Origin of the sequence: Paraburkholderia caballeronis (assembly GCF_900104845.1) — a bacterium.
Taxonomy (GTDB): Bacteria; Pseudomonadota; Gammaproteobacteria; order Burkholderiales; family Burkholderiaceae; genus Paraburkholderia; species Paraburkholderia caballeronis.
In genome coordinates, this window is the sequence record NZ_FNSR01000001.1 from 3,520,098 (window position 1) to 3,542,574 (window position 22,477).

Annotated in this window: 19 protein-coding genes; 7 read left to right on the plus strand and 12 right to left on the minus strand. The window is 66.5% G+C overall.

Going from position 1 to position 22,477, the window contains the following annotated elements; translation table 11 throughout:
* Positions 1-26: 26 nt before the first annotated feature.
* From BLV92_RS15690 to BLV92_RS15700, 3 genes are read right to left on the minus strand one after another with little or no spacing between them, the layout of a single operon-like run.
* Positions 27-893 carry an aldo/keto reductase gene (locus BLV92_RS15690; RefSeq protein ID WP_208328233.1) on the minus strand — a complete coding sequence of 289 codons (867 nt, stop codon included), beginning with the start codon at positions 891-893 and terminating at the stop codon, positions 27-29.
* A gap of 33 nt (positions 894-926) precedes the next feature.
* Entirely contained in the window at positions 927-2,147 is a 1,221-nt protein-coding gene (locus BLV92_RS15695) for an MFS transporter (RefSeq protein ID WP_244283803.1), read from the minus strand.
* A 12-nt stretch (positions 2,148-2,159) separates the two neighbouring features.
* The gene (locus tag BLV92_RS15700; protein WP_090546398.1) at positions 2,160-3,269 is read right to left on the minus strand and encodes an alkene reductase; all 1,110 of its coding nucleotides are present in this window, start codon (positions 3,267-3,269) and stop codon (positions 2,160-2,162) included.
* A 252-nt stretch (positions 3,270-3,521) separates the two neighbouring features.
* Between BLV92_RS15700 and BLV92_RS15705 the strand changes: the two genes are divergently transcribed.
* Positions 3,522-4,406 carry a LysR family transcriptional regulator gene (locus BLV92_RS15705; RefSeq protein ID WP_090546399.1) on the plus strand — a complete coding sequence of 295 codons (885 nt, stop codon included), beginning with the start codon at positions 3,522-3,524 and terminating at the stop codon, positions 4,404-4,406.
* Between the two features lie 175 nt (positions 4,407-4,581).
* Positions 4,582-5,673, plus strand: coding sequence for a Gfo/Idh/MocA family protein (locus tag BLV92_RS15710; RefSeq protein WP_258400173.1), 1,092 nt, complete (start codon positions 4,582-4,584; stop codon positions 5,671-5,673).
* A 76-nt stretch (positions 5,674-5,749) separates the two neighbouring features.
* Here BLV92_RS15710 and BLV92_RS15715 read toward each other — a convergent pair whose 3' ends face one another.
* Complete coding sequence (locus tag BLV92_RS15715; protein WP_090546403.1) at positions 5,750-6,577, minus strand: helix-turn-helix transcriptional regulator; 828 nt, start codon at positions 6,575-6,577, stop codon at positions 5,750-5,752.
* A 253-nt stretch (positions 6,578-6,830) separates the two neighbouring features.
* Between BLV92_RS15715 and BLV92_RS15720 the strand changes: the two genes are divergently transcribed.
* Both BLV92_RS15720 and BLV92_RS15725 read left to right on the plus strand, forming a co-directional pair.
* Positions 6,831-7,730, plus strand: a complete 900-nt coding sequence (locus BLV92_RS15720; protein WP_090546404.1) for an SDR family oxidoreductase — start codon at positions 6,831-6,833, stop codon at positions 7,728-7,730.
* Positions 7,731-7,855: 125 nt separating this feature from the next.
* Positions 7,856-10,231 carry a DNA polymerase II gene (locus BLV92_RS15725; protein ID WP_090546406.1) on the plus strand — a complete coding sequence of 792 codons (2,376 nt, stop codon included), beginning with the start codon at positions 7,856-7,858 and terminating at the stop codon, positions 10,229-10,231.
* On the opposite strand, the gene BLV92_RS32350 is transcribed toward BLV92_RS15725, so the two are convergent.
* Positions 10,213-10,434: a hypothetical protein gene (locus BLV92_RS32350; RefSeq protein ID WP_208862121.1), complete on the minus strand. Its 222-nt coding sequence runs from the start codon at positions 10,432-10,434 to the stop codon at positions 10,213-10,215. The genes BLV92_RS15725 and BLV92_RS32350 overlap by 19 nt on opposite strands.
* Here BLV92_RS32350 and BLV92_RS32355 point away from each other — a divergent pair.
* Positions 10,378-10,644, plus strand: coding sequence for a sulfotransferase (locus tag BLV92_RS32355; protein WP_244283830.1), 267 nt, complete (start codon positions 10,378-10,380; stop codon positions 10,642-10,644). The two genes, BLV92_RS32350 and BLV92_RS32355, sit on opposite strands and share 57 nt — an antisense overlap.
* 326 nt (positions 10,645-10,970) lie before the next feature.
* Here BLV92_RS32355 and BLV92_RS15735 read toward each other — a convergent pair whose 3' ends face one another.
* Both BLV92_RS15735 and BLV92_RS15740 read right to left on the minus strand, forming a co-directional pair.
* A complete protein-coding gene (locus tag BLV92_RS15735) occupies positions 10,971-11,504 on the minus strand; it encodes a single-stranded DNA-binding protein (RefSeq protein ID WP_090546407.1) in 534 nt (177 codons plus the stop codon).
* A gap of 115 nt (positions 11,505-11,619) precedes the next feature.
* Complete coding sequence (locus BLV92_RS15740) at positions 11,620-12,807, minus strand: MFS transporter (RefSeq protein ID WP_090546409.1); 1,188 nt, start codon at positions 12,805-12,807, stop codon at positions 11,620-11,622.
* A 319-nt stretch (positions 12,808-13,126) separates the two neighbouring features.
* On the opposite strand from BLV92_RS15740, the gene uvrA reads away from it, so the two are divergent.
* Both uvrA and BLV92_RS15750 read left to right on the plus strand, forming a co-directional pair.
* On the plus strand, positions 13,127-16,024 hold the full coding sequence (uvrA, locus tag BLV92_RS15745) for an excinuclease ABC subunit UvrA (protein ID WP_090546411.1): 2,898 nt from the start codon (positions 13,127-13,129) through the stop codon (positions 16,022-16,024).
* Between the two features lie 58 nt (positions 16,025-16,082).
* On the plus strand, positions 16,083-17,168 hold the full coding sequence (locus BLV92_RS15750; RefSeq protein WP_090546412.1) for an AI-2E family transporter: 1,086 nt from the start codon (positions 16,083-16,085) through the stop codon (positions 17,166-17,168).
* A gap of 30 nt (positions 17,169-17,198) precedes the next feature.
* On the opposite strand, the gene purU is transcribed toward BLV92_RS15750, so the two are convergent.
* The 5 genes from purU to BLV92_RS15775 form a co-directional block, all read right to left on the minus strand.
* Positions 17,199-18,068, minus strand: coding sequence for a formyltetrahydrofolate deformylase (purU, locus tag BLV92_RS15755; protein WP_090546414.1), 870 nt, complete (start codon positions 18,066-18,068; stop codon positions 17,199-17,201).
* A gap of 69 nt (positions 18,069-18,137) precedes the next feature.
* A complete protein-coding gene (locus BLV92_RS15760; RefSeq protein WP_090546416.1) occupies positions 18,138-18,995 on the minus strand; it encodes an NUDIX hydrolase in 858 nt (285 codons plus the stop codon).
* 19 nt (positions 18,996-19,014) lie between these two features.
* On the minus strand, positions 19,015-19,629 hold the full coding sequence (locus BLV92_RS15765) for a LysE family translocator (protein ID WP_090546418.1): 615 nt from the start codon (positions 19,627-19,629) through the stop codon (positions 19,015-19,017).
* Between the two features lie 11 nt (positions 19,630-19,640).
* On the minus strand, positions 19,641-20,207 hold the full coding sequence (locus tag BLV92_RS15770; RefSeq protein WP_090546419.1) for an adenine phosphoribosyltransferase: 567 nt from the start codon (positions 20,205-20,207) through the stop codon (positions 19,641-19,643).
* A gap of 94 nt (positions 20,208-20,301) precedes the next feature.
* Positions 20,302-22,317 carry a monovalent cation:proton antiporter family protein gene (locus tag BLV92_RS15775; protein WP_090546421.1) on the minus strand — a complete coding sequence of 672 codons (2,016 nt, stop codon included), beginning with the start codon at positions 22,315-22,317 and terminating at the stop codon, positions 20,302-20,304.
* Positions 22,318-22,477: the final 160 nt, after the last annotated feature.

Here is a 22,477-nt window from a genome sequence, read left to right on the forward strand (position 1 = left end):
GCGGCGTCGATCGTCGAAGGGCTTCCCTAACGCTGCTGCCTCCCGGCGGTCGCGCGATCCAGTTCGCAAAACTCGAAATCGGACAACGCGATCTCGCCGGCCGCCACGTTCTCCTCCAGATGCGCGACGCGCGAGGTGCCCGGTATCGGCAGGATCACCGGGCTGCGCTGCAACAGCCACGCAAGGGCGATCTGTCCGACGCTCGCCTGATGGTTGCGCGCGATGGTGTCGAGAAGCGAACCGGGACGGGTCAGTTCGCCGGCGGCCAGCGGGAACCAGGGGATGAAGCCGATCCCATGGGCGGCGCAGTAATCGAGCACGTCTTCGCTGCCGCGGTCGCCGAGGTTGAAGCGGTTTTGCACAGTCGCCACGTCGAAGTATTTCGAGGCCGCCTTGATGTCGGCCACCGACACTTCGCTCAGGCCGGCGTGACGGATCACGCCGCTATCGATCAGATGGCGCACGGCGCCGAACTGCTCGTCCCGCGGCACCGACGGATCGATGCGATGCAACTGCCACAGGTCGATCCGTTCGACGCCCAGCCGTTGCAGGCTGCCGTGCGCCTGCCGGATCAGATAGTCTGGCCGGCCCTGCGGCGTCCACTGGTCGGGACCGGGGCGCGTCAGTCCCGCCTTGGTCGCCACGACCATGCCGGCGTCATACGGATGCAGCGCCTCGCGGATCAATTCCTCCGAAACGTTCGGCCCGTACGAATCCGCCGTGTCGATGAAATTCACGCCGAGTTCGGGCAGGCGGCGCAGCACGCGGATCGCCTCGTCGCGATCGGCGGGCGCGCCCCAGATGCCGGGGCCGGTGATCCGCATCGCGCCGAATCCGAGCCGCCGGATTTCGATGTCGCCGCCGATTCTGAAAGTACGGTGTGGGATAGTCATGTTCATCCTCGCTGCCTGAGTAAGAGCCCTGCGTCATGGGGCGGTGACCGCCGCTGCCTGTGTCTTGACCACGTACCTGCCGATGCCGACCGTGAGGATCAACGCCGCGACTTCGCACGCGGCGGCGGTCCAGCCGAGATTGTTCACCGACGTGAGACTCAAGGTCAGCGAACCGAGCGCCGCGCCGAGCGAAAAGCCGAGATACATGAACGATGCGTTCAGCGACAGCGCAATGGGCGTGCCGCGCAGCCCGGCCTGATGGATGAGGCCGGCCTGCTGGGCGGGATAAAAAGACCAGTGCGCAATGCCCCAGGCCACCACGCCGATCAGAATGGGGACCAGCGCCCACGTCGTCGGCAGCCAGTGCGCGCTGGCCGACATCAGCGAAAACGCGACGATCGATACGCCGAGGCACGGGACGATCACGCGGCGCGGGCCGACGCGATCCACCGCCCTGCCGCCGCTGAACACGCCGATCGCGGCCGCGACGCCCCACGTGAACAGCACGTAGCCGATCTGTCCACCATGCAGCGGCGTGGTGCGGGCAATGAACAGCGCGAGGTACGTATAGATCGTGTACGCGCCCATGGCCCAAAGCGTGGTGACGAACAGTGTCATCAGGATGACCGGCTGGCGGGCGACGTGGATGCGCTCGCGCAGCGTCGCGCCCGGCAAGCCTGCGCCGATGCTGCGCGGCAGGCCGAACAGCAGGCCCGCCGTGGCCGCGGCGGACAGCGCGGCCACGCCCGCAAAGGTCATGCGCCAGCCGAGCCGGTCCCCGACCAGCGCGCCGAGCGGCACGCCGAACGCCACGGCGATCGTGATCCCGCCGTTGACGATGGCGAGCGCCGTGCCGCGCCGCTCGGGACCGGCGATCGCGCCGGCCAGCGCGTTGGCGCCGGGCACGTACAGGCCGGCAGCGGCCGCGAGCAGGATGCGGGCCGCCAGCAGCGCCCAATAGCTCTGGGCGGCCCACGCAACGACGTTCGCCGCCGTGAACGCACAGAGCGCGACGATCATCAGCGTGCGGCGATTGAATGCGCCGGTCAGCGCGGTCAGGATCGGCGAGCTGAGTGCGTAGGCCAGCGCGAACACCGTGACCAGTTGGCCCGTGGCGATGACGCTCGTATGCAGATCCGCGGCGATGTCGGGCAGCAGGCCGGCGATCATGAAACTCTCGGTGCCGACGGCGAACGTCCCCAGCGCCAGCCAGTACAACGGCGCCAGAGACGGGGGCGAGGTCGTGGGACTCACCATGCGCTCCGCTTACGCCGCTGCCGCGTTGCGGCCGTGGAACGGATAGTCGGTATAGCCGACGTCGGTGCCGCCGAAGAAGGTCGCGCGGTCGTACGGGTTCAGCGGCAGCTTGAGGCGCAGCCGTTCGGGCAGATCCGGGTTCGCGATGAAGTCGCGGCCAAAGGCGACCAGGTCGGCGTTGCCCGCCTGCAGGATCGCTTCAGCCGTGTCGCCCTTGAAGCCGCCGGCGGCGATGATGACGCCGTTGTAGTGCTGGCGGATCAGTTGCGCCGCGACCGGGTTCGGGTCCTTGCTGTCGTCGTCGACGTTGCCCAGCACACGCGGCTCGATCAGGTGCAGGTAGGCGAGGTTCAGCTTCGCCAGTTCCCCGGCGACGTAGGTGAAGAGCCCTTCCGGATCGCTGTCGGACATGTCGCCCCACGTGCCGCTGGGGCCGAGGCGCACGGCCACGCGCTCGCTGCCCCACACCGGGATGATCGCCCGGGTGACTTCCATCAGGAAGCGGGTCCGGTTTTCGAACGACCCGCCGTAGAGGTCGGTGCGCTTGTTGCTGCCGTCCTGCAGAAACTGGTCGAACAGATAACCGTTGGCGGCGTGCAGTTCGACGCCGTCGAAACCGGCCTCCTTGCCGCGAACCGCGGCCGTGCGGAAGCTTTCGACCAGTCCGGCGATTTCGGGAAGAGTCAGCGCGCGGCTCGGCGTGTTCGGAACCCAGCCGGCTTCGGTATACGCGACGCCGCCGTGCAGCACGGCCGACGGCGCCACCGGCTGGCCGCCGCCCGGCTGCAACTGGCTGTTGGACTGGCGTCCGGCGTGATAAAGCTGCAGGAAAATGCGGCCACCCTTCGCATGCACGGCGTCCGTCACCTGCTTCCAGCCGGCGATCTGGCTGTCGTCGTAGAGGCCGGGCGCACCGAGGTAGCCGTTGCCGTCGGGCGCGGCGATCGTCGCTTCGCTGATCAGGAAGCCGCCTGCCGACGTGCGCTGCGCGTAGTACTCGGCCATCAGCGGGCCAGGCTTCGCGCCCTGTTCCGCACGCATGCGGGTGAGCGGAGCCAGCACCACGCGATGGGAAAATTCGTAGGGACCGACCTTAACTGCCGAAAGAAGTTTGGACATGATTTCCTCAAGGTTTGAGTGGCTGCTGACGTTCGATCAACAGCGGGTTTCGAACTTGAGGGCAAGTGTATGAACGGCGCGGCAGAAGAAAAATGGGCCGAGGTTCCGAATATCCAGGACGGAAGTGTCCGCAATCAGCAAACGAGCGGGCAGTGTCGTCCGCCGATGTGTCGTTTGCGAGCGCCGGAAAATAAGGCTAAGGTAGCCGCCATATCGGACAAATGTGTCTTTAACGGACCTCGGGACACGCGAATGGACAGCCTCAGCGGTATCTCCGTGTTCGTGCAGGCGGCGGAAACCCGCAGTTTTACCCAGGCCGGACGGCTGCTCGGCGTATCGTCGTCGGCGGTCGGCAAAAGCATTGCGCGCACCGAGGAACGGCTGGGCGTGCGGCTCTTTCACCGCAGCACGCGCAGCATCACGCTGACCGCCGAAGGGCTGTTGTTCCTCGAACGGTGCCGGCGCATCCTCGGCGAAGTCGAAGCGGCGGAAGCCGAGTTGTCGGACGCCGCCGGCAGTCCGCGCGGCCGGCTGCGGATCGGCACGCCGCAACTGTCCGGGCTGTTCATGCCGGCGCTCGACGGCTTCATGCAGCAATACCCGGACATCGAACTCGACGTCGATCTGTCGGACCGCATGGTGGACATCATCGAAGAAGGCTTCGATGCGGTGATCCGCACGGGCGAGCAGCACGACTCCCGGCTGGTGTCGCGGCGTCTCGGTTCGTGCGCCCAGGTGCTGGTCGCGTCGCCCGGTTATCTGCAGCAGCGCGGGCTGCCCACGCACCCTTCCGAACTCGTCCGGCACGCGTGCCTGCTGCACAAGTTTCCCGCCAGCGGCAAGCTCGAACGCTGGCCCTTTCAGCTTGAAGTCTCCGAAGCGGAGCCGGAACTGCCGCAGACCTTCGTCAGCAGCACCATCGAAGTGCTCGGCTTTCTCGCGCTTCAGAACAAGGGGCTCGCGTTCCTGCCGACCTTCCTCGTGCGCGACGCGCTGGCAAGCGGCGCGCTTCAGATCGTGCTCGACGATTTCATCGACCAGACCGTTACGTTCTGGATCCTGTGGCCAGCGAGCCGTTATGCGTCGCCGAAGCTGCGCGTGTTCATCGACTATATGAGCCAGAACCTGAAGATCTAGCGCGAGCGCATACCGGACCTCGACGTCCGGAATGATCGGAGCAACAGCCCGTTTATTTCCGGCTCCCGGGACCCTACTCTTTGCCCGACGCCGCGCGGATGGTCCGCGAGGCGTCGACAGGAGAGTTCTTGTGAACGGAATCGTCAGGCGGGCTACGGGCTCCGACAAAATCAGGGTGGGTGTCGTCGGGCTCGGCCACTGGTCGGAATATGGGCACTTGCCTTCACTCAAACTGCTGCCGGACTACGAACTGACGGCGGTGTACAGCCGCAGTCCGGAAAAAGCGGCGGCGCTGGTCGCGCGCCACGGGTTCAGGTACGCGGCGGCGTCGCTGCACGACCTGGTCTCGCATCCGGAAGTCGATCTCGTGCTCGTGCTGACGCCCGCGTTCCAGCACGAAGAAGGGATCCGCGCCGCGATCGGGGCCGGCAAGGACGTCTACTGCGAATGGCCTCTCACGCCGAACACCGCGCTGTCCAGAGCGTTGCTCGCGCTGGCCGATAAAGCCGGTGTGCGCACCATCGTCGGTTTGCAGCGGCGGCTCAATCCGGGCTACCGCTACGTGCGCGATCTGCTGGACCAGGGCGAGATCGGCGAGATCCGTTCGGTGCGCCTGCACGTGAGCGTGGAGTATTTCCAGCGCGAACGGCCTGCTTCGCTTTACTACACGATTCCCGAAGAAAATTTCTCAAGCCTGCTGTCGATCTACGGCGGCCATTTTCTGGACGCGCTGTTCACGACGCTGGTCGGTTATCCGCAGAGCCTGTCGGCGCTGACCGTCAACCAGTTCAAGGAAGTCACGCTGCGGGAAACCGGCGAAACACTGCCGCACAGCAACCCCGATCAGGTAGTGCTGGCAGGGACGTTCGCCAACGGCGCCGTGCTGACGGCCCATATCGAGGCGGGAAAGCGCAACAACTTCGGCGTGCAGCTCGACGTGACGGGCAGCAAGGGCGACCTGAAAATCTCGAACACCACCAGCTTCGGCGACGCGTTCAACCGCATCCAGATCGCGCGGGGCGACGGCCAGCCGCTGACCGAACTGGCCATTCCGGCGCAATACGAATGGCTGCCGCCGAGCGAACGCGGCGCGAGCGTGCTCGAACTGGCGCACCTGTACGCCGCCCATGCCCGCGACGTGAAGACCGGTTCGACGCTTGCGCCCACTTTCGCGGACGCGGTTCGCATGCACGAACTGATGGACCGGATCGTGGAGTCGGATCGCACGGGCCGGCGGATCCCGCTTTCGTTCAGCACGGCCGGTTGAGGGGATAGCCGGTCGGTCGTCGAGCGGCTGCATCGGACTGCCGCGCGGACAGTCGATTGTCGAACGCCGCCATCGATCAATACTGCGCGACGGCAGCGCGGATGCGCTCCGCGGTCTGGGCGTCGAGCGGCGTGTAGACGATCATCCCGAGGTCCGGCCGACCGTCGACCGCGAACAGCGAATACTCCAGCTCGACAGGCCCCAGCCGCGGATGCAGCAGGCGCTTCACGTTCTCGCCCCCGCTGTGTCCCAGCACCTGATTGTCGCGCCACATGCGGTCGAAGTCGGGGCTGGCGCGGCACAGGTCGTCCACCAGATCGCCCACTTCGGACGCGAGCCCCGCGCGCGCCACGTCCGCGCGGAACGCTCCCACGACGAAGCGCGCGACGCTCTCCCATTCGCGCTGTTTCGCGCGCACGGCCGGATCGCTGAACAGAAAGCGGAGGATGTTGCGCTGACCGGCCGGCAGCATGCTGTAGTCGGTGAGCACGACGGCCGCGGCGCGATTCCACGCGACGACGTCCCACGTCGCGGTCTTGATGATCGACGGGCTGGCGTCGAGCGAATCGAGCACGCGCTGCAACCGCGGATTCACGCCGTCGACGGAACGGTAGCGCACTTCCGGCGGCCGCCCGAGGCCCAGCATGAAGAGATGCTCGCGCTCGATATCCGTCAGCATCAGCGCCGCGCAGATGCGCTCCAGCACCTCCGCGGACGGCGCGCCGCCACGGCCCTGTTCGAGCCACGTGTACCAGGTGGAACTGATGTTCGCGCGCTGCGCGACCTCTTCGCGGCGCAGCCCCGGCGTGCGCCGGCGGCCCGCAAAGCCGAAGCTGGCCGGATCGAGCCGCGTGCGGCGGCTGCGCAGAAAATCGCCGAGAGTCTGGGCGGCGGTCACGGACATGATGAGCCTGTTAGTCGTTTTACCGGGATAACGTCACTACTTCAACAGGATAACGGATGGCCGCATAGTGCGTGGGTCACGACGCAGCAACCTTCTTCATAGGATCGGGGCAGGTGCTGAGGCGCTTACTGCGGTCGGCAGCTTTGCATGGGATCGGAGTAGGCGCTAAAGCGCCAACTCTGATCGACAGCTTTGCATGGGACCCAAGTAAGCGCTAAAGCGCTAACTCGGGTCGACAACCGGAGACTTCACAATGCGTATCTTTCTAACGGGCGCTACCGGCTTCATCGGCTCGGCGCTGGTGCCCGAACTCATCAACGCCGGTCATCAAGTGATCGGCATGACCCGCTCCGACGCGGGCGCGCAAGCACTGACCACAGCGGGCGCCGAAGTCCATCGCGGCACGCTCGAAGACACCGACAGCCTGCGCAGCGGCGCGGCAAAAGCAGATGCCGTCATCCACCTCGCGTTCGACCACGACTTCTCGCACTTCGTCGAGAACTGCGAAAAGGACAAACGCGCGATCGCGGCGCTCGGCTCGGCGCTGGCCGGCTCCGGGCGTCCGCTGCTCATCACGTCAGGCACCGGCGTCGGCAGCCGCGACGACGGGCAACCGGCCACCGAGGACGTGTTCAACACCACTCATCCGAATCCGCGCATCGGCTCGGAACTGGCCGGCAACGCGCTGCTGGAAGCCAGCGTCAACGTGTCGGTGATGCGCCTGCCGCAAGTGCACAACCCGTTCCGCCAAGGCCTCATCACGCCGCTGATCCAGATCGTGCGCGAGAAAGGCGTGTGCGCATACGTGGAGGACGGCCGCAACCGCTGGCCGGCGGGTCATCTGTCGGACGTCGTGCGGCTGTACCGGCTCGCGATCGAAAAGGGCGAACGCGGTGCGCGCTATCACGCGGTCGGCGAAGAAGGCGTCAGCGCCCGCGAAATTGCCGAGGCGCTGGGACGCGGGCTGAAGCTGCCGGTCGTGTCGATCGCGCGCGACGAAGTACAGGCGCACTTCGGATGGATGGCGATGTTCGCAGCACTCGACATGCCGGCATCGAGCGCGCAGACACAGGCCCGCCTGGGCTGGAAGCCGACAGGCCCGACGCTCATCGCCGACCTGAACGAAGCGCGCTACGTCGAGGCGTCGGCGTAACGTTCGCGGTCGTCGTCAGCCGAATGGCCGCGCACGTCGAAACCCGACGCAGGCCTCTGCAAACAGCGCGCACCCGATACGAACGGTAAAATCCAGCAAACCTACCGTCGTGTTGGAGCAGGTGTTTGACAGCGCAGAACCAGGGCTTCATCTTGACCCGTCACTGGCGAGACACGCCGGCCGGCACGGAGGTCGTGTTCTGGCTGGCGACGGACGACGGTCCGCGCCAGCTTCGCCTGCGCCCGCAGGAATCCGTTGCGTTCGTCCCCGCCGCGCAGCGCGACCAGGTCGAATCGGCCCTGAGTCGCGAATCGCCGTCCGCGCGGATCGAACTGCGTCCGCTCGAACTGCGCGACTTCCATCATCGCCCGGTGCTGGGGCTGTACAGCCAGCAATACCGGCAGCTTACCCAGTTCGAAAAGCGTCTGAAGCAGGCCGGCGTCGACGTCTACGAAGCGGACGTGTTCCCGCCGGACCGGTACATGATGGAGCGCTTCATCACGGCGCCCGTCTGGTTCGGCGGTCGATCCACCGGCAACGGCCCGTTGCTCGACGGCGACATGAAACCCGCACCGGACTATCGGCCGCAGTTGCGGCTGGTGTCGCTCGACATCGAGACCAGCGCGCAGGGAGAGCTTTATTCGATCGCACTCGAAGGCTGCGGGCAGCGTCAGGTCTACATGCTCGGGCCGGCGAACGGCGACGGCGGCCCGGTCGATTTCGACCTCGAATACTGCGAGAGCCGTCCGCTGCTGCTCGAACGGCTGAACGCATGGATGGCCCGCCACGATCCCGACGCGATCATCGGCTGGAATCTGGTGCAGTTCGATCTGCGCATCCTTCATCAGCACGCCGAGCAATATCGCGTGCCGTTGCGTCTCGGCCGCGACGGCAGTGCGATGGGCTGGCGGGAACACGGCCTCACGCAAGGGCATTTTTTCGCGGATGCCGCCGGCCGGCTGATCATCGACGGCATCGAGGCGCTGCGCTCGGCGACCTGGAGTTTCCCGTCGTTCAGCCTCGAATACGTGTCGCAGTCGGTGCTCGGCGAAGGCAAGGCGATCGACAACGCGTATCAGCGCATGGACGAAATCCAGCGCCGCTTCGACGAGGACAAGCCGGCGCTCGCGCGCTACAACCTGAAAGACTGCGAGCTGGTGACGCGGATCTTCGCCAAAACCGAACTGCTCGCGTTCCTGCTGGAACGCGCGACCGTGACGGGCCTGCCGGCGGACCGCAGCGGCGGATCGGTGGCCGCGTTCACGCATCGCTACATGCCGCTCATGCACCGGCTCGGCTACGTCGCGCCGAACCTCGGCGACGTCGCGGGCGCGCCCAGTCCGGGCGGCTTCGTGATGAATTCCCGACCGGGTCTCTACGACTCGGTGCTCGTGCTCGACTACAAGAGCCTGTACCCGTCGATCATCCGCACCTTCCTGATCGATCCGGTCGGTCTTGTCGAAGGTTTGCGCAGTCCCGATGACGCGCACTCGGTCCCCGGCTTTCTCGGCGCGCGTTTCTCGCGGACCCGGCATGGCCTGCCGTCAGTCGTCGCGCAGATCTGGGAAGCGCGCGAGGCAGCCAAGCGCGATCACGACAAGCCGCTGTCGCAGGCGCTGAAGATCATCATGAACTCGTTTTACGGCGTGCTGGGTTCGACCGGCTGCCGGTTCTTCGACCCGCGCCTCGCGTCGTCGATCACGATGCGCGGACACGAGATCATGCGCAAGACGCGCGAACTGATCGAGGCGCAGGGTTACGAGGTCATCTACGGGGATACGGATTCGACGTTCGTCTGGCTGAACCGCGCGCGCACGGAAGAAGAGGCCGCCCAGACAGGCCGAACCCTGGTCGGGCATATCAACGACTGGTGGCGGCAGCATCTGCGCGAACGGTTCGGTCTGGAAAGCGCACTGGAACTACAGTTCGAGCGGCACTATCGCCGCTTCTTCATGCCGACCATTCGCGGCACCGAAGAAGGCAGCAAGAAGCGTTATGCCGGTCTCACGCTGCATGACGATGGCACAGAGGAAGTCGTCTACAAGGGACTGGAGACGGTGCGCACCGACTGGACGCCGCTGGCTCAACGGTTCCAGCAGGAACTGTATCTGCGTGTGTTCAGGCAGGAACCCTATCAGGATTACGTGCGCGATTATGTGCGCCGGACGTTGAGCGGAGAGTTCGACGAACTGCTCGTCTATCGCAAGCGGCTGCGTCGTCCGCTCGCGGCTTACCAGCGCAACGTGCCGCCGCACGTGCGGGCCGCCCGCATGGCGGATGAATTCAACCGGCAGCAGGGACGGCCGCTGCAATATCAGAGCGGCGGCTGGATCAGCTACGTGATGACCAGCGCCGGGCCGGAGCCGCTCGAAACCTGGCGATCCGGACTCGATTACCAGCACTATCTGAGCAACCAGTTGCAGCCGGTGGCAGACGCGATATTGCCGCTGCTGAACGACGACTTCGAGACGCTGACGAGCGGTCAGCAGAAGCTTTTTTGACCCGGACGACGAACGACATCCGCGTCGAACGACGCGAGCCCATCGACGCCGTGGATTAGCCGTTGAACAAGCACCGCGACCCGACGCCAGGTATCCGGGTCGATCGGAGCCGCCATCGTTTTCAGCGGCAGCCACGTTTCGTCGGGGTGACCGGACTGCCGCGTGCGGGCTCCACCCTGCTGTGCCAGTTGCTGGCGCAACATCCTGACATCGACTGTGAAGGGCACAGTTCGCCGCTGTGCAACACGATGCCCGGCATCCCACGGTTCGCACGGTATCCGCTAGCGTTTATCGGCATCTGCGCCTGCTTTCTTGACTGGCGGCGCGTCGTGTGTTGTCCGGATCGCCTGCCGCCGATTAATTCGGCTACTCGACATTCACCGCGCCGATCAACGGCTTGCAGACAGCGTTAGTACCGGGCGGCAGGTCACGAACCGGGTCGGCGAGGGCCGTGGAGGAAAGCGTCTGGAAAGGTTCGCAGGGGTCGCAAGTCGGACCACGGGACACGGGAAAATCGGAAATGATCGGAGGGCCGCCGCATGCGGCTCGATACTTGAGCGTCCGAAGCTTCGCGCAGCTTCCTATTGTGCTGCATCAACCGGCTGAATCCGCAGCCTGCTTGTGACGTTCCGCCTGGCATTTCCGCGGAGTCAAAAAAACAACCCCGGCATCCCCTCGCAAATCGTTGAACCGAGAGAAGAAACCGGGGTGTGCTTTACAACAGACTGAGATAGTCCGGTCAGAACGGAATATCGTCATCCATCTCGTCGAACCCGCCGCCAGCCGGCGCATTCGAGCGGCCGCCGCCGCTGCCACCCGAGCCGCCGCTGCGCGCCGCGCCACCGCCGCCGCCCGAAGCCGCCCGACCGCCGCCGCGCGGCTGTTCAGCCGGCTCGCGGCTGTAACCGCCGTCGTCGCCGCCCATCGACGCGCCGCCGCTGCGGCCGCCGAGCATCTGCATCTGGTCCGCGACGATCTCGGTCGAGTAACGGTCGGTGCCGTCCTGCGCCTGCCACTTGCGCGTGCGGATGCGGCCTTCGATGTACACCGACGAGCCTTTCTTCAGATATTCCGACACGATCTCCGCCAGGCGTCCGAAGAACGCGACGCGGTGCCATTCGGTCATTTCCTTGAAGTCGCCGGACGCCTTGTCCTTGTAGCGGTCGGTCGTGGCAAGCCGGATGTTCGCGACCGCGTCGCCGCTCGGCAGATAGCGGACTTCCGGGTCGGCGCCGAGGTTGCCGACGAGAATGACCTTGTTCACGGATGCCATGAGTTTCTCCTGTTGATTCCGTTGCGAGGAGCGGCCGCGCGACGCCCGCGGCCGGCGTCGCGATGACGCGCGCCGCGGATGCGCCGCCTCCGCGAAAAATTACCGGGTTCGATGCTCAGGCGCGACGCGGCGGAGCCTTCATATTGGCGGCGATTATAAGCCAGCACAATACGAGGCCGGAGCACGCGTAAAACACCGCGCTCGGACCGTCCACCTTCAGCAGCCAGCCGCCGACGACGCCGCCGAGCGCGAGGCCCACCGACTGCGTCGTGTTGTACACGCCGGCCGCCGCGCCCTTGCGGGTGCCCGGCGCGAGCTTCGACACCAGCGAAGGCTGCGACGCCTCCAGAATGTTGAAGCCCAGAAAATAGACGAGGAGGATCGCCGCCACGATCGATATGGTATGCGGCGCGGCGCCGAGCGCCAGCTGGCCGATCAGGATAAGGGCGACCGCCGACACCAGCACCGGCTTCATCTTGCCCCGTTTTTCGGCCACGATGATCGCCGGGACCATCAGCACGAACGACAGCCCCATCACCGGCAGGTAGATCATCCAGTGCGAGCGGACCGGCAACCCGGCGTCTTCGAGCAGGCGCGGCACGACGAGGAAAAGCGCGGTCTGCGTCGCATGCAGCACCAGCACGCCGAAATTCAAACGCAGCAGTTCGACGTTGTGCAACACTTCCGCGAACGGTGCCCGCACGTGCACGGGTTTCGGCGCGTCCGGCACGATCCACAGCACGACGCCGACCGCGAGCAGAGACAGGGCGCCGACGATCGCGAAAAGCCCGCTCATGCCGACCCAGTGATAGACGACCGGCGCGCCGACGATCGCGACTGCGAACGACATGCCGATCGAGCCGCCGACCATCGCCATCGCTTTCGTCCGGTGTTCCTCGGCGGTCAGATCCGCGATGAACGCGATCACCGCGGACGACACCGCGCCCATCCCCTGGATCACGCGGCCCACGATGATCCACGTCATGTCGTGTGCGAACGCGGCGACGAAGCTGCCGAGCGCGAAGATCACGAGACCGGTCGCGATTACCGGCTTGCGGCCGATCTTGTCCGACACCCAGCCGTAGAAGATGTACAGCAGCGATTGCGTGACGCCATACGCGCCGAGCGCGATGCCGACAAGCAGCACGTTGTCGCCGCCCGGAATCGTCTTCGCATAGACCGAGAACACCGGCATGATCATGAAGAGACCCAGCATGCGCAGCGCGAAGATCGCGGCGAGCGACACGGTCGCGCGCAGTTCGGGCGCGCTCATGCGTGTGGATGTAGCGGACGGATTGGACATCGGGACGATTGTTCGATTTGAGCCGCGCTCGCCACGCGCAGCGAACGCGGGCAAAGGCAGGCTTCGTTGTGGCCGCGGCGCGGCCCATGCGGACGTCGCGCGGACCGCCGCGCAGCCGGTCGTCCGGCCTTGCAACCGGATGGAACGCATCCATCTACGGTGGCCCGGCGAACATGCGGCACCGCGCCCGTGACACGTCCGCGGCAGGCAGCGCCCGACACCCTTTCAGGAGCTTTCGAGGACCGTCAGCAAGCCGTAACGGCGGTCTGGAAAAGTCGTTATAGTAGCAGGTTTAGCCTCCCTTCCTTCCGGCAGGTTCATGGAACAAATCCGTATCCGTGGGGCCCGAACCCACAACCTGAAGAACGTTAATCTCGACCTGCCGCGTCACAAGCTGGTCGTGATCACCGGGCTGTCGGGTTCCGGCAAGTCGTCGCTTGCGTTCGACACGCTCTACGCGGAAGGCCAGCGGCGCTACGTCGAAAGCCTGTCCGCGTATGCGCGCCAGTTCCTGCAACTGATGGAGAAGCCGGACGTCGATCTGATCGAAGGTCTGTCCCCGGCGATCTCGATCGAGCAGAAGGCGACGTCGCACAATCCGCGCTCGACGGTCGGCACGGTCACCGAGATTCACGACTATCTGCGTCTGCTGTACGCGCGCGTCGGCACGCCGTACTGCCCAGACCACGAGATTCCGCTCGAAGCGCAAAGCGTGTCGCAGATGGTCGACGCGGCGCTCGCGCTGCCGGAGGAAACGCGGCTGATGATCCTTGCGCCGGCCGTGTCCGACCGCAAGGGCGAACACGCGGAACTGTTCGACGAGATGCAGGCGCAGGGTTTCGTGCGGTTCCGGGTGCGCTCGGGCGGCGGCACCGCGAACGAAGGCGAGGCGAAGATCTACGAAGTGGATTCGCTGCCGAAGCTCAAGAAGAGCGAGCGGCACACGATCGACGTCGTCGTCGACCGGCTGAAGGTGCGCGCGGACATGAAGCAGCGGCTCGCCGAGTCGTTCGAAACAGCGCTGCGCCTGGCCGACGGCCGCGCGATCGCGCTCGAAATGGACACCGGCCGCGAGCATCTGTTCAGCTCGAAGTTCGCGTGTCCGATCTGCTCGTACTCGCTGCCGGAACTGGAGCCGCGCCTCTTCTCGTTCAACAACCCGATGGGCGCGTGTCCGGAATGCGACGGCCTCGGCCAGATCACGTTCTTCGACCCAAAGCGGGTGGTCGCGCATCCGTCGCTGTCGCTCGCGGCGGGCGCGGTGAAGGGCTGGGACCGGCGCAACCAGTTCTACTTCCAGATGCTGCAAAGCCTCGCGGCGTTCTACGACTTCGACATCGACACGCCGTTCGAGGACCTGCCGGAAAAAGTCCGCAAGATCCTGCTGTACGGCTCGGGCAAGCAGCAGATCCCGTTCTCGTACATCAACGAACGCGGCCGCACGTCGGTGCGCGAGCACGTGTTCGAGGGGATCATCCCGAACCTCGAACGCCGCTACCGCGAAACCGATTCGGTCGCGGTGCGCGAGGAACTCGCGAAATACCAGAACAACCAGGCGTGCCCCGCGTGCGAGGGCACGCGGCTGCGCCGCGAGGCCCGCTTCGTGCGGATCGGCTCGCAGGACAACGCACGCGGGATCTACGAGGTGAGCGGCTGGCCGCTGCGCGACACGCTCGGCTACTTCCAGACGCTGCGCCTCGAAGGCTCGAAGCGCGAGATCGCCGACAAGGTCGTGAAGGAAATCGTCGCGCGGCTGATGTTCCTGAACAACGTCGGGCTCGACTATCTGTCGCTGGAGCGCAGCGCGGAAACGCTGTCCGGCGGCGAGGCGCAGCGCATCCGCCTGGCGTCGCAGATCGGCTCGGGGCTGACCGGCGTGATGTACGTGCTCGACGAGCCGTCGATCGGCCTGCACCAGCGCGACAACGACCGGCTGATCTCGACGCTCAAGCATCTGCGCGACCTCGGCAATTCGGTGATCGTCGTCGAGCACGACGAGGACATGATCCGGATGGCCGACTATGTGGTCGACATGGGGCCGGGCGCCGGCGTGCACGGCGGCATGGTGATTGCGCAGGGTACGCCGGACGAAGTCGAGGCGGACGCCGCGTCGATGACCGGCCAGTATCTGTCCGGCGCGCGCCGCATCGAATATCCGGAAGAACGCCGGGAGCCGGACGAGCGCCGGCTGCGCATCGTCGAGGCATACGGCAACAACCTGAAGCACGTGACGCTCGACCTGCCGGTCGGCCTGCTGACCTGCGTGACCGGCGTGTCCGGCTCGGGCAAGTCCACGCTGATCAACGACACGCTGTACCACGCGGTCGCGCAGCATCTGTACGGGTCGTCGGCCGAACCCGCGCCGTTCGAGGCGATCGAGGGGCTGGAGCATTTCGACAAGGTCATCAACGTCGACCAGTCGCCGATCGGCCGCACGCCGCGCTCGAACCCGGCGACCTACACCGGCCTCTTCACGCCGATCCGCGAGCTGTTCGCCGGCGTGCCGGCCGCCAAGGAGCGCGGCTACGATCCGGGCCGCTTCTCGTTCAACGTGAAGGGCGGCCGCTGCGAGACGTGTCAGGGCGACGGCGTGCTGAAGGTCGAGATGCACTTCCTGCCGGACGTGTACGTGCCGTGCGACGTATGCCACGGCAAGCGCTACAACCGCGAGACGCTCGACATCCAGTACAAGGGGAAGAACATCAGCGAGGTGCTCGACATGACCGTCGAGCAGGCGCACGAGTTCTTCAAGGCAGTGCCGGTCGTCGCGCGCAAGCTGAAGACGCTGCTCGACGTGGGCCTCGGCTACATCCGGCTCGGCCAGTCGGCGACGACGCTGTCCGGCGGCGAGGCGCAGCGCGTGAAGCTGTCGCTCGAACTGTCGAAGCGCGATACCGGCCGCACGCTGTATATACTCGACGAGCCGACGACCGGCCTGCACTTCCACGACATCGCGCTGCTGCTCGAAGTGATTCACCGGCTTCGCGATCAGGGCAATACGGTGGTGATCATCGAGCATAATCTCGATGTGATAAAAACAGCGGACTGGGTGATCGACCTCGGTCCGGAAGGCGGCGCGGGCGGCGGGCAAATCGTCGCGCAAGGCACGCCGGAGCAGGTGGCGAAGTCGAAGGCGAGCTTTACCGGCCGTTATCTGGCGCCGCTGCTGAAGCGTCCGGCGGTCACCGCGGCGGCGGACGCCGCGGCAGGAAAATAAATCAGAGCAGGGAATACGCCGGCGCCGCCGGGGTTTGGAAACGGAACAGCAACGAAATATGGCCAAACGCACTGAAGCGTCCGGCGACACCGAGGTGCGCGACCTGCGTCCGCGGGCAGTCAGGCTCACGAGCGACATGAGCCTGCCGAAGCTGTCGGCCGTCGAGATCGGCAGTTATATCGCCGCGCTCGCCGGCATGTGGCTGGTGCTGCATCTGAACCTGCTCGGCGCGCTGCTCGCCGGCATGTTGGTCTATCAACTCGTCCATACGATCGCGCCGCGCATCGAGCGGCGCATGTCGAGCCAGCGCGCGCGCTGGGCGTCGGTCGTGCTGCTGTCGATCCTGATCGTCGGCGCGCTGACGGGCGTCACGGTCGGCGTGATCGAGCATTTCGAGGACGACGTGCCGAGCGTGCAGAAGGTGATGGGCCAGATGATGGTGTTCGTCGACCAGGCGCGCAGCCGCATTCCGGACATCGTCGCCGAATACCTGCCGCTGAACGTCGACCAGATGAAGGTGAAGGCGCTCGCGCTGATGCACGAGCACGCGAACCAGTTGCAGCAGGGCGGCAAGAACGCCGCGCGGATCTTCGGGCATATCGTGATCGGCATGATCATCGGCGCGATCATCGCGATCGGCGCGCAGAAGAACACGCAGCGGCTGCCGCTGTCGACCGCGTTCGTCGCGCGCGTGACGCGCTTCGCGGACGCGTTCCGCCGCATCGTGTTCGCGCAGGTGAAGATTTCCGCGATCAACACGGTGTTCACCGGCATCTTCCTGCTGGCGATCCTGCCGACCTTCCACGCGCCGCTGCCGCTCGCGAAAACGCTGGTCGCGGTCACGTTCATCGTCGGACTGCTGCCGGTGGTCGGCAACCTGATCTCGAACACGCTGATCGTCGCGATCGCGCTGACGGTGAGCCTGCCGGCCGCGATCACGTCGCTCGCGTTCCTGATCCTGATCCACAAGCTCGAATACTTCCTGAACGCGCGGATCGTCGGCGGCCAGATCGAGGCGCGCACGTGGGAACTGCTGGTCGCGATGCTCGTGATGGAAGCGGCGTTCGGCCTCCAGGGCGTGATCGCCGCGCCGATCTTCTATGCGTACATCAAGCGCGAGCTGATCTATCTGCGGCTCGTGTAGATCGCGGCGCGCATCGCGCGCGCCGGCGCCTTACCGGAACACGACGGTCTTGCTGCCGTTGACCAGAATCCGGTGTTCGACGTGCCACTTCACCGCGCGCGCGAGCGTCACGCATTCGACGTCGCGGCCGATCGCGGTCAACTGGTCCGGCGTCATGCTGTGATCGACGCGCTCCACTTCCTGCTCGATGATCGGGCCTTCGTCGAGGTCGGTCGTCACGTAGTGCGCGGTCGCGCCGATCAGCTTCACGCCGCGGTCGAACGCCTGGTAATACGGCTTCGCGCCCTTGAAGCTCGGCAGGAACGAGTGATGGATGTTGATCGCGCGGCCCGCGAGCTTGTCGCACAACTGCGGCGACAGGATCTGCATGTAGCGCGCGAGCACGACGAGATCCGCGCCGTGGCCGTCGATCACTTCGAGCACGCGCGCTTCCTGCGCGGCCTTCGCTTCCGGCGTCGCGTTCAGCAGCGGGAAATGATGGAACGGAATGTTGTAGCTCGCGGCGAGCTGGTAGAAGTCCTTGTGGTTCGAGATGATCGCCGGAATCTCGATCCCCAGTTGCCCGGTGCGGTAGCGGAACAGCAGGTCGTTCAGGCAGTGGCCGATCTTCGACACCAGGATCACGACGCGCGGCTTCACTTCCGCGTCGTGTAGTTCCCACTTCATGCCGAACTGCGCGGCGAGCGGCGCGAAGTCCGCGCGCAGCGCGTCGAGGCCCGGATCGCCGCCGACCTGCTGGAAATGCACGCGCATGAAGAACGCGCCGGTGTGGCTGTCGCCGAACTGCGCGGAGTCGAGAATGTTGCTGCCGCGCTCGAACAGAAAGCCCGACACCGCATGCACGATGCCCGGCCGGTCGGCGCAGGCCAGGTTCAGAATAAAGCTGTGATCGGTCGACATGACCTTGAAACTCCCTGATTCAATCCTTGTAGATGTCCAGCCCGTGCCGGGCCGTCGCACCGTGTATCGCTAGACGGCCGGCGGCGCGAACAGCGTGTCGATGCCTTCGCACGCGTCGTCGTCGATCCAGCGGCGGCGCAGCAGGCAGTCGAGCGTCGCGAGGCCCGCGTCGACGGTCAGCGCGCCTTCCTCGATCCAGCGCGCGACCTCGTCGATGCGCGCGAGCCGGTGCTCGCCGACTTCGCCGTCCTGGTTGTGCGGCGCGAAGTCCTCGGGCAGCGCGAGGTCGTACACGAAAATCTGCTCCGCCTGGGTGCCCTCGGGCAGCGATTGCAGCACGTGCACGGTGCGGCCGGCCTGCGCGCGCGAAGCGATCTCCGCCGCAATGCCCGCCTCTTCCCAGCATTCCTTGACGATCGTGGCCTCGATCCCGAAACCCCAGCCGATGCCGCCCGCGACGACGTTGTCCAGCATGCCGGGGTCGGTGGCCTTGGTGTCGCTGCGCCGCGCGATCCACAGTTGCGGCGCCCGCGGCGCCGACGAATCCGCGTATTCTACGATGCCGTTCAGATGCACCGCGTACGTCATCGTGCCGAAGAAGCGCGACGCGGCCCGCTCGATGTACGCGAGCGGCGGCGCGTCGAACTCGTTGCGGATCGCGTAGGTCTCGTCGCGCCAGCCCGGAATCAGGCCGTCCGCGGCGAGCGCGCCGATCACCGCGCCGAGCGCGGCGCTGCGCGAAGCCGGGTTGTCGAACGTCGCGGACAGCACGACGCGCGCGCCGTCCTGCTGGAACACGTCCGGCCAGCGCGCGAGCAGCGGCGCGTCGGTCCTCCTGATCCAGCCGACCCGTTCGCCGCCGATCCAGAACGGCAGATGCGCGGCCGGATCGAAGCGGCGCGCGGCGCGAATGCAGGGCAAGGTCATCGGTATCGCTCCGTCCGGTTCAGTCGCGCAGCGCGACGCGGATGCCGATCGCGATGAAGGTGAGCCCCGCGATCCGGTCGAGCCACACGCCCGCGCGCGGCCGGCGCTTCAGCCAGCCGCCGATCATCCCCGCGCACACGCCGAACAGCGAGAACACGACGACCGTCTGCAGCATGAACAGCAGCCCGAGTTCGAGCATCTGCACGGTCACGGGCTGCGCGCCGGCCGGATCGACGAACTGCGGCAGGAACACGACGAAGAACAGCGTGACCTTCGGGTTCATCACGTTGCCGAGCACGCTCTGACGGAAGATCGACGCGAGCGGCTGGCGCGGCCGGTCGCCGGCCGCCGCGAGCCCCTGGCTGCGCAGCGCCTTCACGCCGATCCACACCAGATACGCGGCGCCCGCGAGCTTCAGCACCTCGAACGCGACCGGCGACGAGCGCAGCAGCGCCGCGATGCCGAGCGCCGCGAGCGTCGTATGGAACGTGACGCCGGCCGCGAAGCCGAGCGCCGACACGAAGCCGGCCATGCGCCCCTGCGAGATGCCGCGCGCGAGCACCTGAAGATTGTCGGGGCCGGGCGCGAACGTGATCGCGAGCGACGTCGCGAGAAAGAGAGCGAAATTCGGCATGTCGGCGCGAATCAGTGGCCGCCGAACGACGTGACGGTGAAGAGCGGCAGGCCCGCTTCGGCGAGCAGCTTCGAGCCGCCGAGGTCCGGCAGGTCGATGATCGCCGCGCCCTCCACCACCTCCGCGCCGAGCCGCTCCAGCAGCAGCTTGCCGGCGAGCATCGTGCCGCCGGTCGCGATCAGGTCGTCGACGATCACCACGCGGTCGCCCGCGCCGCACGCATCCTCGTGGATCTCGACGGTGGCGCTGCCGTATTCGAGCTTGTACGTCTCGGACACGGTGCGGTACGGCAGCTTGCCGATCTTGCGGATCGGGATGAAACCGACGTTCAGCTCGTACGCGACGATCGGCCCGATGATGAAGCCGCGCGCGTCGAGGCCCGCGACGTAGTCGAGCCGCGCGTCGATGTAGCGCTGCACGAACAGGTCGATCAGCACCCGCAGTCCCTTCGCATTGCCGAGCAGCGGCGTGATGTCGCGAAACTGCACGCCCGGCTGCGGCCAGTCGGACACCGTGCGGATCTGGCTTTTCACGAACTGCGCGACGTCGGCGGGCGCGTTCGCAGGTGCGTTGGACATGATTTCTCCGGGTAGGAATGGGGATCGTGATTCGGTGCCGGACGCGCGCGCCGCAAGCGGCGCACCCGCGCGCCTGCGCGCACCGCTGCGGCCGTCAGGCGGCGGCCGCGCCCGCGCCGGCCGTCGCGCCGCGGCGGTGCCGCAGCAGCCGCTCCTCGGCCTGCGCGAGTTGCTCGGGCAGGCCGCGCAGCACGACGATGTCGCCTTCGCGCAGTTTCGTCTCCGGGTCCGGCTCGACACCGCGGATGCCGTGCCGGCGGATCGCGGTCACCTCGACGCCGAGGTCGTACAGCCCGAGGTCCGCCAGCGTGCGGCCGACCGCGTCCGCGCGCGGATCGACCGGCACCGATTGTAGCCGCACCTGGTCGCGGCCGTCGTCGCCCGCGTCGTCGGTGCCGTGGAAATAACCGCGCAGCAGGCTGTAGCGCGCGTCGCGCATCTCCTCGACGCGCCGCACGACGCGCCGCATCGGCACGCCCATCAGCACCAGCATGTGCGAGGCGAGCATCAGGCTGCCCTCGACGATCTCCGGGATCACCTCGGTCGCGCCGGCTTCGAGCAGCCGTTCGAGGTCCGCGTCGTCGACGGTGCGCACGGTCACCGGCAGCGTCGGCTCCAGTTCGTGCACGTGATGCAGCACGCGCAGCGCCGACTGCGTGTTCGCGTACGTGATCGCGACCGCCGCCGCGCGATGGATCCCCGCCGCGACGAGCGACTCGCGCCGCGCGGCGTCGCCGAACACGACCGATTCGCCGGCCGCCGCGGCCGCGCTCACGCGGTCCGGGTCGAGGTCGAGCGCGACGTACGACAGCCCTTCGTTTTCGAGCATCCGTGCGAGGTTCTGGCCCGAGCGCCCGTAACCGCAGATGATCACGTGACCGCTCTGCTTCAGGCTCTGCGTCGCGATGCGCGTCATCTGCAGCGACTGCTGCATCCATTCCGTCGACGACAGCCGCAGCACGATCCGGTCGGCGTTCTGGATCAGGAACGGCGCGGCGAGCATCGACAGCAGCATCGCGGCGAGGATCGCCTGCAGCAGCGTCGGATCGACGAGATGCTTGTCGAGGATCAGGTTCAGCAGCACGAAACCGAATTCGCCCGCCTGCGCGAGCCCGAGGCCGGTGCGCATCGCGACGCCCGGCGACGCGCCGAACACCCGCGTGAGCGCGGTGATCATCACCGCCTTCAGCACGACCGGGCCGACGAGGAACGCGAACACCATCAGCGGGTGCTGCCAGATCACGTGCGGATCGAGCAGCATGCCGGTCGTCACGAAGAACAGGCCGAGCAGCACGTCGCGGAACGGCTTGATGTCCTCCTCGACCTGATGCCGGTACGGCGTCTCGGCGATCAGCATCCCGGCGATGAACGCGCCGAGCGCGAGCGACAGCCCGAACCGGTCGGTGATGAACGCCGCGCCGAGCGTGACGAGCAGCACGTTCAGCACGAACAGTTCCTGCGAGCGCCGCCGCGCGACCACGTTGAACCAGCGCGTCATGAACTTCTGCCCGACGATCAGCAGCAGCGCGAGCGCGAACACGATCTTCACCGCGGCGAAACCGAGCGCGCTCACGAGCGATTTCGAATCGCCGCCGAACGCCGCGATGATGATGAGGAGCGGCACGACCGCGAGATCTTGGAACAGCAGCACGCCGAAGATGTTGCGGCCGTGCTCGGACTCGATCTCCAGCCGCTCCGCGAGCATCTTGCTGACGATCGCCGTGGACGACATCGCGAGCGCGCCGCCGAGCGCGACGCACGCCTGCCACGTGATGTGCACCCATGGCTCCAGCACGAACCCGACGAGCAGCGCGACCGCGATCGTGCCGAGCACCTGCAGCAGCCCGAGCCCGAACACCGCGCGCTGCATCGCGCGCAGCTTCGCGAGCGAAAACTCCAGCCCGATCGAGAACATCAGGAACACGACGCCGAATTCGGCGAGGTGCTGCGCGCCCTGCGGGTCGCCGACGATCCCCAGCGCGCGCGGGCCGACGAGAATGCCGACGGTCAGGTAGCCGAGCATCGGCGGCAGGTTCAGCGAGCGAAACAGCACGACGCCGACCACCGAGGCAAGCAGCAGGAACAGCGTCATTTCCAGCGGGGAAATCATTATGAAGAGCGTCCTCGTTCGTCAGCGGAACCTGGGTGCGCGATGCCCGGAACGATGCCCGGGGCTGGCCGGTGGAAACCGGTGCGCCGCAAGGTCGAGCGGCCGGCGAAGGCAGCCGCCGGCGCTCACTGCGAGAGCGGGTGGGCCGGCGCGGCGAACA